This window comes from Streptomyces vietnamensis (assembly GCF_000830005.1).
GTDB classification, from domain to species: Bacteria; Actinomycetota; Actinomycetes; order Streptomycetales; family Streptomycetaceae; genus Streptomyces; species Streptomyces vietnamensis.
Genome location: NZ_CP010407.1, coordinates 5,040,182 through 5,056,951, shown reverse-complemented (window position 1 = coordinate 5,056,951; position 16,770 = coordinate 5,040,182). Strand labels below are relative to the sequence as shown.

Annotated in this window: 21 protein-coding genes; 19 read left to right on the top strand and 2 right to left on the bottom strand. The window is 71.1% G+C overall.

Annotated features, from left to right (window positions below):
- Positions 1-7 precede the first annotated feature (7 nt).
- Positions 8-832, bottom strand: a complete 825-nt coding sequence (locus SVTN_RS22765) for an ATP-grasp domain-containing protein (RefSeq protein WP_041130767.1) — start codon at positions 830-832, stop codon at positions 8-10.
- Between the two features lie 280 nt (positions 833-1,112).
- Between SVTN_RS22765 and SVTN_RS22760 the strand changes: the two genes are divergently transcribed.
- The 4 genes from SVTN_RS22760 (at position 1,113) to SVTN_RS22745 (ending at position 3,060) form a co-directional block, all read left to right on the top strand.
- Positions 1,113-1,523 carry a hypothetical protein gene (locus SVTN_RS22760; protein WP_041130766.1) on the top strand — a complete coding sequence of 137 codons (411 nt, stop codon included), beginning with the start codon at positions 1,113-1,115 and terminating at the stop codon, positions 1,521-1,523.
- Between the two features lie 133 nt (positions 1,524-1,656).
- Positions 1,657-2,268: a phage tail tube protein gene (locus tag SVTN_RS22755; protein ID WP_041130765.1), complete on the top strand. Its 612-nt coding sequence runs from the start codon at positions 1,657-1,659 to the stop codon at positions 2,266-2,268.
- Between the two features lie 88 nt (positions 2,269-2,356).
- Complete coding sequence (locus tag SVTN_RS22750) at positions 2,357-2,647, top strand: hypothetical protein (RefSeq protein WP_030687847.1); 291 nt, start codon at positions 2,357-2,359, stop codon at positions 2,645-2,647.
- 119 nt (positions 2,648-2,766) lie between these two features.
- Complete coding sequence (locus tag SVTN_RS22745) at positions 2,767-3,060, top strand: hypothetical protein (protein ID WP_425428995.1); 294 nt, start codon at positions 2,767-2,769, stop codon at positions 3,058-3,060.
- Positions 3,061-3,113: 53 nt separating this feature from the next.
- Here SVTN_RS22745 and SVTN_RS43845 read toward each other — a convergent pair whose 3' ends face one another.
- Complete coding sequence (locus SVTN_RS43845) at positions 3,114-3,941, bottom strand: hypothetical protein (RefSeq protein WP_041130763.1); 828 nt, start codon at positions 3,939-3,941, stop codon at positions 3,114-3,116.
- A 305-nt stretch (positions 3,942-4,246) separates the two neighbouring features.
- Between SVTN_RS43845 and SVTN_RS22735 the strand changes: the two genes are divergently transcribed.
- The 15 genes from SVTN_RS22735 (at position 4,247) to SVTN_RS22665 (ending at position 16,751) form a co-directional block, all read left to right on the top strand.
- Entirely contained in the window at positions 4,247-4,459 is a 213-nt protein-coding gene (locus SVTN_RS22735; RefSeq protein ID WP_041130762.1) for a hypothetical protein, read from the top strand.
- Positions 4,460-4,560: 101 nt separating this feature from the next.
- On the top strand, positions 4,561-5,508 hold the full coding sequence (locus SVTN_RS22730) for a hypothetical protein (RefSeq protein WP_041130761.1): 948 nt from the start codon (positions 4,561-4,563) through the stop codon (positions 5,506-5,508).
- Positions 5,509-5,538: 30 nt separating this feature from the next.
- Positions 5,539-6,741 (top strand): phage tail family protein, encoded by a 1,203-nt coding sequence (locus SVTN_RS22725; protein WP_041130760.1) that lies wholly within the window; start codon positions 5,539-5,541, stop codon positions 6,739-6,741.
- Positions 6,742-6,776: 35 nt separating this feature from the next.
- Positions 6,777-7,985 carry a phage tail family protein gene (locus SVTN_RS22720; protein ID WP_245727610.1) on the top strand — a complete coding sequence of 403 codons (1,209 nt, stop codon included), beginning with the start codon at positions 6,777-6,779 and terminating at the stop codon, positions 7,983-7,985.
- A 61-nt stretch (positions 7,986-8,046) separates the two neighbouring features.
- Entirely contained in the window at positions 8,047-8,970 is a 924-nt protein-coding gene (locus tag SVTN_RS22715; RefSeq protein ID WP_041130758.1) for a phage distal tail protein, read from the top strand.
- Between the two features lie 36 nt (positions 8,971-9,006).
- A complete protein-coding gene (locus SVTN_RS22710) occupies positions 9,007-10,200 on the top strand; it encodes a hypothetical protein (RefSeq protein WP_041130757.1) in 1,194 nt (397 codons plus the stop codon).
- A 34-nt stretch (positions 10,201-10,234) separates the two neighbouring features.
- A complete protein-coding gene (locus SVTN_RS22705) occupies positions 10,235-11,425 on the top strand; it encodes a hypothetical protein (RefSeq protein ID WP_041130756.1) in 1,191 nt (396 codons plus the stop codon).
- A gap of 42 nt (positions 11,426-11,467) precedes the next feature.
- Positions 11,468-12,607 carry a hypothetical protein gene (locus SVTN_RS22700; protein WP_041130755.1) on the top strand — a complete coding sequence of 380 codons (1,140 nt, stop codon included), beginning with the start codon at positions 11,468-11,470 and terminating at the stop codon, positions 12,605-12,607.
- Positions 12,608-12,619: 12 nt separating this feature from the next.
- A complete protein-coding gene (locus SVTN_RS22695; protein WP_041130754.1) occupies positions 12,620-13,750 on the top strand; it encodes a hypothetical protein in 1,131 nt (376 codons plus the stop codon).
- Positions 13,750-14,322: a hypothetical protein gene (locus SVTN_RS22690; protein WP_041130753.1), complete on the top strand. Its 573-nt coding sequence runs from the start codon at positions 13,750-13,752 to the stop codon at positions 14,320-14,322. Before SVTN_RS22695 ends, SVTN_RS22690 begins: the two co-directional genes overlap by 1 nt.
- 34 nt (positions 14,323-14,356) lie before the next feature.
- Entirely contained in the window at positions 14,357-14,752 is a 396-nt protein-coding gene (locus SVTN_RS22685; protein ID WP_041130752.1) for a hypothetical protein, read from the top strand.
- Between the two features lie 69 nt (positions 14,753-14,821).
- Positions 14,822-15,727 carry a peptidoglycan-binding protein gene (locus tag SVTN_RS22680; RefSeq protein WP_041130751.1) on the top strand — a complete coding sequence of 302 codons (906 nt, stop codon included), beginning with the start codon at positions 14,822-14,824 and terminating at the stop codon, positions 15,725-15,727.
- A 17-nt stretch (positions 15,728-15,744) separates the two neighbouring features.
- On the top strand, positions 15,745-15,978 hold the full coding sequence (locus SVTN_RS22675; RefSeq protein ID WP_041130750.1) for a hypothetical protein: 234 nt from the start codon (positions 15,745-15,747) through the stop codon (positions 15,976-15,978).
- The gene (locus tag SVTN_RS22670; RefSeq protein ID WP_041130749.1) at positions 15,965-16,228 is read left to right on the top strand and encodes a hypothetical protein; all 264 of its coding nucleotides are present in this window, start codon (positions 15,965-15,967) and stop codon (positions 16,226-16,228) included. The genes SVTN_RS22675 and SVTN_RS22670 overlap by 14 nt, the downstream gene beginning before the upstream one ends.
- Before the next feature lie 232 nt (positions 16,229-16,460).
- A complete protein-coding gene (locus SVTN_RS22665; protein WP_174518280.1) occupies positions 16,461-16,751 on the top strand; it encodes a hypothetical protein in 291 nt (96 codons plus the stop codon).
- Positions 16,752-16,770 lie beyond the last annotated feature (19 nt).

The window sequence follows — 16,770 nt, the reverse complement described above, 5'->3', positions numbered from 1 at the left end:
CGCTTCGTCATGCCGCCAGGAAGCGGCGCAGGGAGTCGGCCAGGGTGTCGGCGAAGCGCTCGCGCACCGGCTCGGGGACGCGGTCGAGGGAGAGGTACGGGTTGAGGTCCTCCAGCTCGACGAGCAGCAGTTCGCCGTCGGGGGCGCGGCAGGCGTCGACGCGCTGGATCCCGTGGTCGAGGGTGTTCCAGTCGATGAAGCGGCGGGCGAAGGCGAGGTCGTCGGCGGTGGGTTCGTACGGCTCCAGGACCCAGCGGCGCTCGGGGTCGGGGGCGTACAGGGCGTACTGGAAGAGGTCGTCGACGAAGTAGAAGGAGACCTCGTACCGGAAGTCGACGCGCGGCTGGACGAGGACCTCGCCGTAGGTGAGGCCGGCGAGCTCCTCGTACGACAGGAACCGCAGGCCTATGGAGTCGGCGCCGGCCTTGGGCTTGGCCGCGTACTCGGCGGCTTCCGGCAGGCGGTGGAGGTCCTCGGGCCGGTCGACGGTGGGGATGACGGGGTGTCCGGCGGCCGTCAGGTCGAGGAGGTACTGCTTGCCGGCCATGTCGCCGCGGCCGTGGAGCGGGTTGTAGACGCGGGTGCCGCGGGCGCGGGCCCGCTCCCGGAAGGCCTCGTACTCCCGCTGGTAGCCGAGGACGGGGCCGCTGTTGCGGACGACGACGGCGTCGAAGCCGTCCATGAGGGCGGCGGCGTCGAGCGGGTGACAGAGCGCCAGGTCGAAGGAGCGGCGGAGCCGGGCGGTGAGGTCGACGTCCTCGTCGCCGTAGCGCCGGCCCCGGGCCGGGTAGGCGAGGTCGGTCACGTAGAGCAGGCGGGGGCGGGCGGACACGGGGCGGCTCCTGGATCGATCGGGGCCGTCAACCTATCGGGGGCCCCCGACGGGCCGTACGACAGGAGCCCGCGCCGGGCCGTCGGGCAGATCCGATCCAGAACTAGTTGCGTGCGCGCACGCCCCCTGTCACAGTTGGTGCAGCGGCGGAGCTGCGCCCGCAGGTCGGGACGCGGCTCCGCCGTCCGCCGTCCGGGAGCGCTCCGCGCCCCCGCCCCTCCCCCGCGTCGAGCGCCCCGGGCGGCCCCCGTCCTGTCACCCCTCCCCGAGGAGAACCGTCATGACCACTCCCCCGAGTGCGTTCCCGGACGTCGAGAAGCTGGTCGTCGACGTCCTCAAGGCCGACCCGGCGCTGGCCGGCGTCACGGTCGCCGCCCAGGCCCCGGCCGGCTTCGACGGCACGCAGAGCGCCGTCCTGGTCAACCGCCGCGGCGGCGCCTGGATCGGCGACCTGCACCTGGACAAGCCGCTGATCGAGTTCGAGGTCTACGCGCCGAACAAGCCCGCGGCCCACATCCTCGCCAACGCCGCCCGCAAGTCCCTGCTCATGACGCTCGGCAAGCAGATCGGCAACAGCCTCGTCCAGGACGTGGAGGAGATGGACGGGCCGCGCTGGACGCCCGACTACCTCTACCGAGGCGCCAACCGCTACCTCTGCCTCATCAGGCTCTCCCTGACCGTCGCTCCGTAACGGTCCCGCCGCCCCCTGACGGGGGCGCGCCCCACAGACCAGGCCCTGCCGTCCGGCGGGGCCTTTGCCGTACCCGGGTCCTGATGGCCCGGGGCGGCGCCCTCACCCCCTCTCATCAAGGAGAAACACCACCATGGCTGGAAACAACGCCGCCGAGATCCGCGTCGCCGGTGCAGGCAAGCTCTACGTCGCCACCGCCGGCAACGCCGCCCCGTCCTCCTTCGGCGCCGACTCCGCCGCCGACTGGACCAGCGCGGGCTGGAAGGACCTCGGCTTCACCTCCGGCGACGGCGTCACGTTCTCGAAGAAGGACAAGCTGGAGCCGATCGACTCGTGGCAGTCGGTCTCCCCGGTCCACTACATCTACTCGGCCCGTGACCTGTCGCTGAAGTTCTCGCTGCTGCAGTTCAACGAGGACACGCTGCCGTTCTTCATGGGCGGCGACGCCGTCAAGCAGGACGCGGCCCCGGCGGTCGACACCTACCGCTACGAGATCGCCGAGCGTCCGTTCGTGGACGTGCGCGCCCTCGGCCTCGAGTTCACCGACGTCAAGGCCGGTGGCACGACCGTGGTCAAGTACCGCTTCATCATCCCCAACGGCCAGGTCACCGCGACCGACGACATCAAGCTGGGCCGCAAGGCCGCGTCCCAGCTGGGCATCACCTTCACCGCCATGTCGAAGGGCGACGGCAAGCCGCTGGCCACCTTCATCATGAAGGACAGCCAGTACTCCGCGACCGTCTGATCCTTCTCCACCCGGGGCGGGACGGCGCACCGCCGTCCCGCCCCACCCCTCTCCTCCTCATCCGTTCGAACAAGGAGTACGCATCACCATGGCCCGTTTCGACGTCAACGCCGCCCGCGCCCAGCGACTGGAGGCCCACGGCCGCACCTGGTCCTTCGAGCTGGACGGCGAGTCCTACACGCTTCCCACCGAGCTCTCCCGCAAGACCGCGAAGGCGCTGCGGAAGCTCGACGACAACGACGTGGACGGTCTGCTCGAACTCCTGATGGGTGAGGAGCAGTACGTCCGCTTCGAGGAGCACGACCTCACGATGCAGGACATCGCCGCCATCCTGGAGGCCTACGGCAAGGAGACCGGGCTCGGCCTGGGGGAAGACTGAGCCTCGTCGAGTTCGTCGACGAACACGCCGAGGCCCTTGAGGCGGACCTGCTCCGCTACTACGCCACCGATCTCCTCGACTGGCACCGGGGCGAGCTCTCCAGCCGGCGCCTGATGGTCATGATCAAGCACCTTCCGACGGAGGCCGCCGTGCAGCGCGAGATCCACGGGGAGGCGGCGGAGTGGTCGATCTCCGACCATCTCCTCGCCGCCACCGTGGACCATCTGGCCGTCGCCAACTGGATGTTCCAGTGCGTCAACTCCAGTGAGGACGACGAGACCCCGGATCCGCCGAAGCCCGTCCCCCGTCCGGGCGTCACGGACGAGGACGACGAGGAGCGGGGCGGGGAGTCCGCGGAGGAGGGTGCCGGTCCGGTGGTCTCCCCGGCGGCCCTGGCCCGCTTCTTCGGCTGACCCCTTCGGCTGACCCCTTCGGTCGGACCCTTCGCCCCCGGATCCCGCTCCCCTCAGGAAGCGGGATCCGGGGGCGCTTCCTGTGCTCGCTCGGCCAGTTCGTCCTCCAGGCTCCTGGCCCGTTCGGAGAGCCGGCGGCCGCGCCGCTCGGGGGTCCCCCCGGCCTGACCGGGTACGCCGCTGAGCGGCGGCACGATCGGACGGCCGCCCTTGCCGCGGACGACCTTCCGCACCGGCTGGGCGTTCCTGCGGGGGCGGCTCTCCTGGGCGTTCACCCGGTCGTCCGCCTCGGGTTCGGGCTCGGGCTCGGACCCGGGCTCGGACCCGGGCTCGGACCCGGGCTCCGGCTCGGGTACGGGTTCGCGTTCGGGCGCGCGTTCGGGCGCGCGCTCCGGCTCGGGTCCGTCCACCGGCGCGGGCTCCGGCTCGTACGTCGGCTCGGGGCGCTGTTCGAACAGCTCGCGCTCCCGGCGTACGCGCTCCTCGGCGTCGACCACCAGGGCCGGGGGTTCCATGAGCCGGGCGAAGGGCAGCGGGATGACGCGGGCCCCGTCCGGGTGGGCGGTGTCCGTGCGCCGCTGCGGGCGTCGGATTCCACGCGCGTCACCCTGCCCCTGGGCGTAGGCGTCGGCCACGCGCCGCTCGTACTCCCTGCGGATGCGCGGGAGTTCGTCGGAGACGGCCTCGGCCCAGCCGGCGGTGAACGCGGCGGTCTCGCGGCGGTCGACCTCGGCGCGGGGCAGCACGACGAGGTCCTCCGGGGCGTACCCGGCGACGTGGACGAGTTCGGCGAGCCGTGCGAAGAGATGCGGCAGATCAGCGTGGGATTCGAGCCAGTCGACGACCTGCTCGCGCCGGTTACCGCCCGGCTCCGTGTTCATGCGCAGCACTGCCTTCCGACCCCCTGGGGTCCCCACGCGCCCCTCGCGTCCCCCGGCTCCCCGAGTAAGTCAGGTCCAGGGAACGCGTCACCCAGGGTACCCGGGTCGAACACCAGCTCCGATCGGGGACCAAGTCCCATGGAAAACCCGCAGGAAGACACGCCGTCAGACGTTTCCCGCTCGACAAACATCGAACAGATGCTCCACACTCTGTTCGCACATCAGTTCGAAAACGTGGTGCCCCCGCTCCTCACTCCGCGGCGCCGCCACACACGCACGGGCAAGCAACCGGAAGGCAGGCGTCCATGACTCAGCAGGCTGAGGCATCCCGACCGCACATCCCGCTCCAGGACCGCCTCCGCCAGCTCCTCGAAGGACCCGTCGCCCTCGACAAGAGAGCCCTGCTCGGCACGCTGTACGCCGAGGTCTCCCGCTACGAGAGCCTCGCGTACGCGGCCGGCTGGAACGACGCCCTCGCGACGACGCGACGCGCCTCCCGCCGGGACGACGACGCCTAGCCTCCCGAACCGCCCGCCCCACGCACGAGCCCCTGCCGAAGCTCCACGACGGCAGGGGCTTTTCGGCGCTTGGCCGTCACCGGCCGGAAGCGGAGCACACCATGGCAGAAGTAACGACCGAGGAACTCTCGGTCCAGATCGCCGGCCTCAACCACAAACTCCGGATCGTGGACGGGGGCTGGCTGCCCTCGACCAACTGGCTCAGGGACAACCTGATCGTCCCGGAGTTCAAGACCAAGTTCGAGGAGATGTACCAGGAGCTCCACAAGGAGCTGTCGTCCGAGCTGCTCGAATCGTGGGGCCTGGACACGATCGGCGGTGCGGTCGAGAAGTTCCACGAGGATCACGAGCACAAGTGGGCGTACTTCTGGACCGCCATCGGCGGCATCCTCGTCCCGCTCCTGGTCGCCTCCCTGGCCATCGTCTTCCGGAGACTCCTCCTCGAAGGCTTCCGGAAGCTCCAGATCGGCCTCACCGGCAAGGCCGTCGTCCTCAACGAGAACCAGACCAGGTTCGAGCGCCTGACCAGGGATCAGCTCAGGGACCGGGAGAACAACGCCGGCGGCGGAATCGCCTCCATTCCGCAGGACGCGAACTTCGACAACCTGCGCACCCAGCTCCAGCAGCTGAACCCGGAGCTGCTGAAGTTCAACAACCGGGCGCCCGCCTTCACCCAGGCCTTCCGCAAGCTGCCGTCCGACAGCAAGGCCACCAAGGCCGCGAGCGCCATCAAGAAGATCGCCGACGCCATCACGGGCGTCGACCACTCGCAGATGCAGCCGGTCGCCGAGGGCGTCAACAAGATCAACAACGCCATGCGGCACGCCGACCCCAAGAAGGTCGAGAAGGTCGCCAAGGCCACCGACAAGCTCAAGAGCGCCATGCTCGGCTTCACCCCGACCAAGATCCCCGAGGGAGCCAAGCTGGAGGCGTCGGCCAGGGGAATGGACAGCCTCACCACGGCGACCGGCACCCTGCGCACGAAGTTCAACGAGCTCAGGCAGACGGTCCGGTCCCTCGACCAGGAGCTCGGCGCGGCCGGCAGCTGACCCCACCCCATCACGAAAGGAGGTAATCCCATGGCACTCATCAAGAACCTGAAGAACGCGTCCACCGCCCTCGACAAGCTCAAGACCCAGGCCTCCGGCGCCGGCACCTCGGTCAAGAAGGTCGGCGACGCCGGAAAGTCCGCGTCCGGTCAGCTCAAGACCCTCAAGACCAACGCCCAGGGTTCCAACACCCAGCTCAAGAACCTCAAGACGGCCTCGGACCAGGCCGAGAAGTCCATGTCGAAGGCCGGCACGACCGCCGAGTCCGCCGGCAAGAAGATGGGCAAGTACGAGTCCGGCGCCGGCAAGGCGTCCAAGGGCCAGGACAAGCTCAACAAGTCCATGAAGGGCAACTTCCTCGCCCGTCTGATCGAACTCTTCATGCCTCTCATCGAGAAGATCGTCGAAATGGCGATGGAATCGAAGACGATGCAGAAGATCCTGAAGAAGGCCTTCGACGGCATCAAGACCGTGATCAGCGCGGTCATGAAGGCCGTCGGCCCGATCATGAAGAAGGCCGGCGACCTGATCAAGACGGTCTGGAACGGCATCAAGAAGGCCATCTCCACCGTCGTCAAGGCCGTCGCCACGGTCATCAAGACCTACGTCAACATCTGGAAGACGGTCATCACGACCGTCATGAAGGCGATCAAGACCGTCATCGGCGCCGTCTGGAACGGCATCAAGGCCGTCATCACCCCCGTGGTGAACTGGATCAAGTCCGCGATCCCGAACGCCTTCACCGCCGTCAAGGACAAGATGTCCTCCATCTGGAACGGCCTCAAGGACATCGCGTCCCGGGCGTTCGAGGGCATCAAGAGCGGCGTGTCCGGACCGGTCAACGCCGTCATCGGCCTGATCAACCGCATGATCAACGCGGTCAACGGGGTCAAGGTCAGCGTCCCCGGCTGGGTCCCGATCGTCGGCGGCAAGACCTTCGGCGTGCACATCCCGACCATCCCGATGCTCGCCACCGGCGGTGTCGTCATGCCCCGCAACGGCGGCGTCCCGGCGATCCTCGCCGAGGCCGGCGAGGCCGAGGCCGTCCTGCCGCTGTCCAAGCTGGACCGGCTGCTCGCCATGACCGCCCGGCGCGCCCGCATGACGGCGCAGCTGCAGGGGGGCCACGGCGGCGGTGCCGGGCTGCACATCGAGCACTACCACGCGGCCCGTAACAGCGACCCGCAGTCCACGGCGGACGCGCTGATGTACCTGGCGAAGGCACGCGGATGAGTGCCGCCGCCGTCCGCATGCCGGCGTTCAGGAGCATGACGCCGACGATGAACTCCCTGCGGCGGGGCGCGGAGGCTGCCGGCGGCAGCCTCAAGCGGCTCAAGCAGGACGTCCAGGCGGCGTCGGGCGGCATGGCCGGGTTCGCCACCGAACTGGGGGCCGCCGGCACCTCCGTACGCACCCTCGGGAGCACCGCGTCCGGCGCGGCGACCTCCGCCGGCCGGATCCAGCGGTCGAAGGCGGCCGCCGGCATCCAGAAGCTCGGCGTCGCGGCCGGCAAGGTCCGTACCGCCGCGGGGAAGCTCGGCCCCGCGGTCGGCGCCGTCCTGGCGATCCTGGCGCCGCTGCTCCCCTTCGCCGACACCATCACCAAGCTGATGGACACCTACGGCACGGTGATGGAGATCGCCTCCGTCGCCATGACCGGCGTCAACCTCGCCATGCGCAGCAACCCGCTCGGCTTCATCCTCGGCATCCTCATGCCGGTCATCTCCTGGCTCATCGAGTACGCGGTGAACAGCGAGACCGGCCAGAAGATCATCAAGCAGGTCATGCAGCAGGCCCTGAAGGGCTTCCAGTCCGTCTGGAAGTTCCTGCAGCCGGTCATCAAGCTCATCGGCCAGGCCGTCGGGACCTACTTCAAGGCCTACCTCACCCTGTTCACGACGGCCCTGAGGATCATCGGTTCCGCCATCGACGGCATCTCCCGGGTCCGCACCGCCGTCACCTCCGCCTCCAACGCCCTGCGCGGCATCGCCTCGCGCACGATCGGCGGCATCAAGAACGCGATCCACCCCTTCCTGTCCTTCTTCACCGACAAGATCCCCGGATTCTTCCGGCACGCCAAGGACGCCGTCGGCAAGGCCCTGCACGGCATGGGCGAGCTGATCAAGGGCGCCCTCACCGCGGTCCTCGGCGTCGTCAAGGGACCGATCAACGGCCTGATCGCCTTCGCCAACTGGATCATCGACGGGCTCAACAAGCTGAGCTTCAACTTCCTCGGCAAGCACTTCGGCGTCGACATCGACAAGATCCCGATGCTCGCCGAGGGCGGTCTCGTCTTCCCCGGCGCCGACAGCGCGCCGCGCATCGACCCGCTCACCGTCCTGGAGCAGCGGCGCGTCCCGGCCCTCACCGAGGCTCCCCGGCGGCCCCACCGCATCGCGGAGTTCCACGAGGATCCGGGCGCCGGCCCGCGGTCGACCGCCGAGGACCTGCTCTTCCTCGTCGGCGCCCACTGCTGAACCACCGCCCGCCGCCGAAGCCCTTCACCCGACAGCCCCTCAGAAGTGAGGTGACGGCCCCATGGCCGAGACCACAACCACATACGCCGGAAACGACCTCACCGCCGACCTCGCGCCCGGCTCACTGATCACCCAGGACGGGCAGATCCAGTGGGCCGGGCTCCTCATCGGCCCCGGTACGCCGTTCAACGTCGACAGGACCGGTCTCCAGGGCTGGGAGGACCTGCCCGAGTACGACTCCTCCGACGCCGACCGGCCCACCTCGCACGGCGCCTGGCCCGGCTCCCGGTACGCCAAGCCGCGCAAGATCAGCGGCACGATCGTGCTGATACCGGAGTTCAACGGCGCGGCGGAGGCCGTCCGCGCCCTGCGCCAGTCGCTCGCCCTGCTCGACGAGGAGCGCTGGCTCACCGTCCGGCTGCACGGCGAACTCCTCGCCGTACGCGCCCGGATCGCCCAGCGCGTGGTCCCCGCGGACCAGGGCTTCGCCACCCAGGGCAGCTCGAGGATGTCGATCCAGTGGCTGGCCTCCGACCCGCGCCGCTACGGCGTCAACGAGCAGAGCGCCTCCACCACCCCGCCGCAGCCCGAGTCGGGCCTGACCTGGCCGCTGACCTGGCCGCTCAACTGGGGCCAGGCCAAGTCCACCGGCGACGCCGTCGCCGAGAACACCGGCTCCGCCGCCACACACCCGGTGATCGTCTTCCGCGGCCCCTGCTCCATGCCGACCGTCACCGAGCGGGTCTCCAAGCGCCGGCTGCGGTACGCGATCGACCTGGCCGCCGGCGACGAGCTCGTCGTCGACACCGCCAACGGCACGGTGATGCTCAACAACACCGCCTCCCGCCGCCACACCGCGATGGCCGACTCCAGCCCGGAGGAGCTGTTCCTCCTCGAACCGGGCCGTACGGAGCTGTCGTTCCGGCCCGACGGGGCCACCCCCGAGGCCCTGATGACGGTCCGCTGGCGCAACGCCGAGTGGTGACCGACGCCCCCGTCCACCCCGTGAAGGAGTGAACCCATGACCGTACGGGCCGCCTGGCTCCAATCCACCGGCCAGACCCGCGAGGACACCCGGCTCGCCCTGTCCGCGCTGCTCACCCCCAGCGGCGCGAGCACCACCTCGCCCCCGCTGCGCTCGCGGCCCGGCATCGTGCCGGGCGGCTTCGCGCTGACCGGCGCCTCCGCGATGCAGTGCACCATCGGCACCGGCCGGGCCGTGATCCAGGGCTACGACACCCCCCAGGGCGCGTACATGATCGCGGTGACCGCCCCCGAGACGTTCACCATCGCCGACGGCGACCCGCAGTACGGCCGGATCGACGTGATCGAGCTGGCCGTCCTCGACGACACCTACGACAAGAGCGGCGCCACCGACGCCGTGATCCGGCTGATCAAGGGCACGCCCTCGGCCACCCCCCAGATCCCGGCCTCGGGCCCCGGCAGCTCCTTCCCGCTCTACACCGTCTCGGTACCGGCCGGAACCTCCGCCGGCACCGGCGGCGTCCAGTGGACCGCCCCGGGCGTCGTCACCACCAAGCACTACCCGATGACGGCGCTCGGCGGCATCATGCCGACCAGCGGTTTCAACGGCGTGTACGCCGGCCAGTACCGCGACGTCTCGGGCCAGTTGCAGCGCTGGGACGGCACCGCCTGGGTCGCGTACCCGAAGGCGATCGGCGGCATCGCCCCGAACGGCACGGCGACCACCGGCAGTTACACCGGCCAGTACCGCGACAACGCCGGCGTCCTGCAGCGCTGGGACGGCTCGGCCTGGCAGTACGCCGAGGGCAAGGCGACCATCCTCTTCAGCGCCTCGCAGACCTCGATGCAGAGCGTGCCGCAGAACGCCTGGACGCCGATCACCCTGAACTACGTCGACATCGACGACTTCAACGGCTGGAACGGCACCGACAGCTTCGTCGTCCCGCGCACCGGCTGGTGGCGGGTCGGCGCCAACATCAACTGGTACGGCGACTCCACCAGCGGCATACGCGGCGCCCGCCTCCTCGTCGGCGGCGTCGGCTACTCCCGGATGACCTGGATGGCCGCGGCGTCCATGGGCACCACGAGCGTCGGCGGCGACGGCCTGGTCAAGCTCACCGCGGGCAACGTGCTCCAGCTCGCGGGCTACCACAACGCCACCGCGCCGGTCCGCACCCTCGGCGGCTCCGGCTACTACACCACCCTCACCGCCCAGTGGATCCGGTCCTGAACCCCCTCTCCCTCACCCCGAACAGGAGAACCCCATGAACCTGCGCAGCAGCTGGGTCGCCGAGACCGGCCAGACCCGTGAGGACACCCGCCTCAACCAGGTCGGCGCGACCACCATGATCAACCCCGTCCAGGTCCGCTCCGGCATCCTGCCGGGCTCCTACGACGGCAAGTGGCGGCTGTCCGGCTTCTGGATGGACAAGGCCTCCGCGATGACGGCGACCGTCTCCGAGGGCCGGGCCGTCATCCAGGGCGACATCTCCCAGGGCGTCTACCCGGTGTCCCTGCCGGCCTCCGAGCAGATCACCTTCGCCGCGGGCGACGCCCAGTACGGCCGGATCGACCTGGTCGTCCTGAAGGTCTACGACAACCTCTACGACGGCAGCACCCGCAACGAGGCGAAGATCGAGATCATCCAGGGCGTGCCGGGCCAGGCCCCCAAGGCGCCGGTGGCCCCGCCGCGCAGCCTCCCGATCTACGAGGTGACGGTCCCGGCCGGCGCCAGCGCGGGCAACGGCGGCATCCCGTGGAACACCGCCCTGAAGGACCTGCGCACCCCGGTCGTGGCCCTCGGCGGCATCCTCCCGGTCGAGGGCCCGGTCCTGCCGGGCGCCCACCCGGGCCAGTACCAGGACACCGCCAACAACCAGCTCCAGCGCTGGGACGGCGGCAAGTGGGTCGCCTACCCGGAGGCCGTCGGCGGCATCGTCCCGTCCTCCGCGTCCACGCTCCAGGGCAGCTACACCGGCCAGTACCGGGACGGCACCAACGGCGAGCTCCAGCGCTACGACGGCGCCGCCTGGCGGGCGGCGTTCCCCGGCCCGTACTACAAGGACCTCACGGACGCGGGCTACACCACCTCGTCCACGTACACCAGCACCCTGCTCGACACGCTCGCGGGCCCCGTCCAGGTGAACTTCGTCGCCCCGTCGTCGAAGGCCGTGATCGTCCACTACGGCGCCCGGATGCGGGGCAGCAAGGACCTGTACAGCTACCTCGCGCTCCGGCTGACCCAGGGCACCACCGTCGTCCAGGAGCCGGTCGACGACTACGCGGTGATCGTCGCCAGCGACACCTCCACCACGCAGTCGATGAACCGGCGCCTGTCGGGCCTCACCCCGGGCCTCACCTACACCCTCACCCTCCACTACCGGATCGTGGCCAACGCCGTGAACGCCCAGTCCTGGTACGACAACGCCTTCATCCGGGTCGACCCCCAGTACTGACCGGTCACCCCCCGCCCGCCGCCCACCGACAGGAGTCCACCCATGCCCGTACGTTCCGGATGGCTGATGCCCACCGGGCAGACCCGCCAGAACACCCGCATCACCAACATCGGCGCCACCACCCCCGTCAACCCGCTCGGCGTCCGGTCCGGCATCCTGCCCGGCACGTACGACGGCAAGTACCGGGTCGGCGGCCTGTGGATGAGCTCCACCGGCCCGATGACGGCCACCGTCTACCACGGCAAGGCCGTCGTCCAGGGCGCCACCACCGACGGCGCCTACCCGGTCGCCCTCGACGAGGACATCACCATCACCTTCGCCGACGGCGACCCGCTCAACGACCGCATCGACCTCGTCGTGATCCGCGTCTACGACAACGACGTGGACGCCCTCGGCAAGTTCGAGGCCGGCATCGAGATCGTCAAGGGCACCCCGGCGGCCGTCCCGGTCGCCCCGGCCGCGCCCGCCCGCTCCCTGACGCTGTTCTCGGTCAAGGTGAAGAAGGGCGCCTCCGCCGGCACCGGCGGCATCGACTGGGCGGGCGGCGCCTCCACCGACCTGCGCACCACGACCGTCTCCGCCGGCGGCATCCTGCCCGTCTACAACAACGCGGGCGTGGCCGGCGCCTACCCGGGCCAGTACCAGGACAACGACAACGCCCACTTCCTCCAGCGCTGGGACGGCACCGCCTGGGTCGCCTACCCCAAGGAGATCGGCGGCATCGCGCCCAGCGGCACGATCACCACCGGCAGCTACAGCGGCCAGTACCGGGACTACGGCGGCCAGCTCCAGCGCTGGAACGGCACCGCCTGGGTGGCCTACCAGCCGCCGGTCGAGGTCGAGACGGCCGGCTCGGGCGCGACCCCGGCCGCCGGCTGGACGCTGGTGGGCTTCGCCGGCCGCAGGACCCGCGGCGTGGCCACCGTGTCCGTGACGGTGACCCGCAACGGCCCCGACCTCACCGCCACCACCGCGGGCAACCTCAGCCCCGACGAACTCCTGTGCACCCTGCCCGCGGGCTGGCGCCCCTCGTTCCCCTACGAGGCCACCGGCACCGACTTCTACGGCCAGGGCTCCTTCACCTTCAACACCGACGGCAACGTCCACGTGCGCACCTGGTCCGCCAACGGCGTCCTGACCGCCGGCCGGAACATCCGCATCACCGCCACCTACGTCCTGTAAGGGGGCCCCTCGATGGCAATCGACACGCCCTACCGGGCGATCTTCTGCGACCTGCTCACCGACCAGACGCTGGACATCCTCCCCCTGCGGGACGTCTCGTTCGACGACTACATCGGCAAGGCCGGCTCGCTCTCCGGCACGATCCCCATCCCCGACAAGGCCATCGCCGACCGCGTCAAGAAGGTCCGGGAGGGCCGCACCGCGGTCTATCTGGAGCGCGGCGGCGACCTGTGGTGGGGCGGCATCGTCTGGACCAGCACCCTGCAGTCCAGCGGCCGCGGGGTGCTGACCCTCGGCATCCAGGCCGCCACCTTCGACTCGTACGCCGGACGCCGCCGCATCCGCACCGACATCACGTACAACACCCCCACCGACCAGGTGGAGATCGCCCGCCGGCTGTGGCGCGAACTCGACGTCCAGACCTACCCCGACGCCCCCGAGGGCGAGGAACCCCGCCGGCTCGGGATCACGTTCGGCGACGAGATCCCCAAGTTCCAGAAGACGGCCTCGTGGCGCAAGGGCGACGAGACCGTCTACCTGGAGGCGCTCGACCAGCTCGCCGCCACGGAGAACGGCTTCGAGCACCAGATCATGGTCTACCGCGACCCGGTCACCGGGCGGCGGATCCGACAGCTCCGGATCGGCGAACCCAAGATCGTCACCGGTGCGACCGACCTGATCTTCGACCGGCCCGGCGTCATCCTGTCGTACTCCTTCCCGTACGACGCGACCCGCGGCGGCACCACCGCCCTCGCCCGCGGCGCCTCCACCAACGCCAACGCCGCCGCCGAGTCCCGGCCGATCTACTCCACCCAGCAGTACGCCAGCGACCTGCTCGCGGACGGCTGGCCGCTGATCGACCTGTCCTCGGACCACAACGAGGTCACCGACCCGCTCGCGCTCGACTCGGTCGCCGCCACGGAACTCGCGCAGTCCCGCGGCGCCGTGGTGATCCCCTCGATCAGCATCCACCTCGGCGGGATCGTCCCGTCGGCGCTCCTCGGCCGCGTCGCCCGCATCCGGATCACCGACGAGTGGTACTCCCAGGGCCTCGACGCCCGCTACCGCATCGTCGGCACCAAGATCACCCCGCCGGAGCGCGGCCGCCCCGACACCGCCGAGCTCTACCTCGAGGAGGCCTGATGCCCCAGCTGCCCGAGGACATCATCGACCGGCTCAACCAGATGGAACGCCGGCTCAAGGCCCTGTCCACGGCCGTGAACACCCGTCCCGCCGTCAACGAGTTCCGCCCCCCGCAGACATCCGGCAGCGTCACCATCACCCGGCCGCTGTTCCGGATCTTCGACGGCTACAACCACGAGATCTTCGCCGACGACATCATGACCGGCGGTCTCGCCCGGCCCTGGCTGCAGCTCATGCCGCCGCTGGCCAGCGACCCGGCCAAGTGGCCCTCCACCACCGCCCCCGCGTTCACCACGATCGCCCGCTGCCTCAACCCCATATGGCAGCCGAAGATGCGCCTCTCCCTCTACACGGCGGCGTCGAGCGGCGGCACCGGCCAGGTGCGGGTCCTCGTCGACGGCGTCCCCTTCGGCCCCACCGTCACCGCGGGCACCACCTACGACTACCTCGGCCTGCTGCCCGGCGACATGAAGACCCGCTTCGGCCAGACGATGACCATCGAGATCCAGGCCCTGGCCACCGCCGGCACGGTCTACGCCCAGCCCGCCCTCATCCACGGCGCCCAGACCTGACCCACTCGCCGCACGGCGACCACGAGGAGCACGCATGAACATCGACCCCACCCAGCCCTGGGGCATCGCCATCGACTACGCGGGCCGCGCCACCGTCACCGAGGACGGCCACACCCTCATCGTCCGCGTCTACGACAACACCATGGGCTACGCCCTCCAGCGCGACCCGGTGACCGGCCAGTACCCCTCGGTGTACGTCACCGCCGAGGTCACCGAGAAGGGCACCGGCGACGCCGTCCTGCGCGGCTCCGGCCTGGTCGTCGTGGACGCCAGGGACGGCGTCCCGGCCGTCCCCGACCAGACCGCCGTCCAGCGGGCCGTGGCGGCCGCGCTCGCCGACTTCGAGACCCGCCGGGCCGCCTGCGCCGCACTGTGCGCGGCCTGGGCCCCCGTGACCCCGCCGGCCCCGGGCCCGGCCCCCGCCCCGTAGACAGCCCGCACCCCGCACGCCCGACCGGCTCCCCCGGCTCGGGCTTTTTTCATGCCTGGAGGACACCAGATGGCCACTCCCCTCACCGCGGACCGGTTCGTCGCCGCGCTCCGCGCCGAAGGCGTCACCGTCGTCGAACACCCCGGCTGGCGCACCCACAACCGCAACGGTCACGGCGCCTGGGGCCCCGTGACCGGCGTGATCATCCACCACACCGTCTCCGCCGGCACCGCCAACACCGTCGAGATGTGCTTCAACGGGTACGAAGGGCTGCCCGGCCCGCTCTGCCACGGCGTCATCGCCAAGGACGGCAGCGTCCACCTCGTCGCCAACGGCCGCGCCAACCACGCCGGAGGCGGCGACCCGTCCGTCCTCCAGGCCGTGATCACCGAGACGTACGGAGACCGGCCGCCCACCCCCCGCGAGCACCAGGGCAGCTCCGGCGCCGTCGACGGCAACTCCCGCTTCTACGGCTTCGAGTGCGTCAACATGGGCGACGGCACCGACCCCTGGCCGCCCGCCCAGCTCGACGCCATCGAACGGGTCTCCGCCGCCCTGTGCCGGGCCCACGGCTGGGGCGCCCGCTCCGTCATCGGCCACAAGGAGTGGTCGGACTGGAAGGACGACCCCCGCGGCTTCGCCATGCCCACCATGCGCGAGCGGGTGCAGAAGCGGCTCGGCGCGGCCCCCGCGAAGAACCCGCCGGCCACGCCGGCCGCCCCCCGCCTCCAGCCCTTCCCGGGCACCTCGTTCTTCCGCAAGGAGACGAGCTCCCCGATCATCACCGCCATGGGCCGCCGCCTCGTCGCCGAGGGCTGCTCCGCGTACACCGTCGGCCCGAGCCCCCGCTGGGGCGAGGCCGACCGGCTCAGCTACGCCAAGTGGCAGCACAAGCTCGGCTTCCGCGGCTCCGACGCCGACGGCATCCCGGGCGCCGCGTCCTGGAACGCGCTGAAGGTCCCGTACACGAAGTGACCCCGAGGAGCAGACCGATGTCCGATGCCGCCAAGCGCACCGCCCGCACCGTCCTCCAGTCCGCCGTCGGCATCGCCGTCGTCCTCCCCGCGATCGTCGACGCCTCCGGCATCCCCGCGACCCTCCCCTGGGTCGCCGGGGCCCTGGCCGTCGCCGGCGGTCTGGCCCGGGTGATGGCCCTCGGCGTGGTGCAGAACCTGCTGCCGTCCTGGCTGCGCCCCACCCCGGACGGCGCCGATGACCGAGCCTGACCCGAACGACCCCGTCGCCGTCGCCCTCGAACTGGAGCGGCTCCGCGGCACCCTGGAGGCCGGCTTCGCCCGGGTCGACGGCTCGCTCGCGCTGCTCGTACAGCGCAGCGACCAGACCGACAAGCAGCTCGCCGACCACGAGGCCCGCCTGGACGCCCTGGAGCGGGCCCGCTGGCCGCTGGCCAGCATCGGCGCCCTCGCGGCGGTGGCGACGGTCGCCGTCACGGCCTGGGAACTCGCGGCCCGCTGAGGCGCCCGCCCCGGACGGCGGGGCCACCCGGACCCACCGTCCGGGCGGCCCCGCCGCCCGGGTGGACGCACCGCCCGGGTGGGCCCGCCGCCCGGGAGGCCCCGCCGCCCCACCCGTTGCCGGGCCCCGGCAAGAAGAACCTCCCCGCACGACCGGCCCGGGGTCCTGTCCCCCGGGGCCGTACGGGCGGACACTGCACAGGAGCCCGACCAGCCGACGAAGGGGGACCGTCATGGCCACGGACGACCGCGATCCACCCGTACCCCCGCACGACCCGCCCACCGGTCCCGACGCCGGCACCCTCCTCGACGTCCACCTCACCGTCATCGAGTACGGCGCGGTGGCCGCCGAGTACGCCGCCGCCGCGACCCATCCCGACGCGCCCCGGGCGATCGTGGACGACTACGCCATCGTGGTCGACGCCCTCGCGCTCGCCCGCCGGGTCCCCACCGAGGACGTCCCCGCCGTCCTCGCCGTCGGCACCCGGGCGCTCCTGCGCGTGCACCGCGCGCTCCTCGGCTAGCCGACGGCCGGCCGGGAAC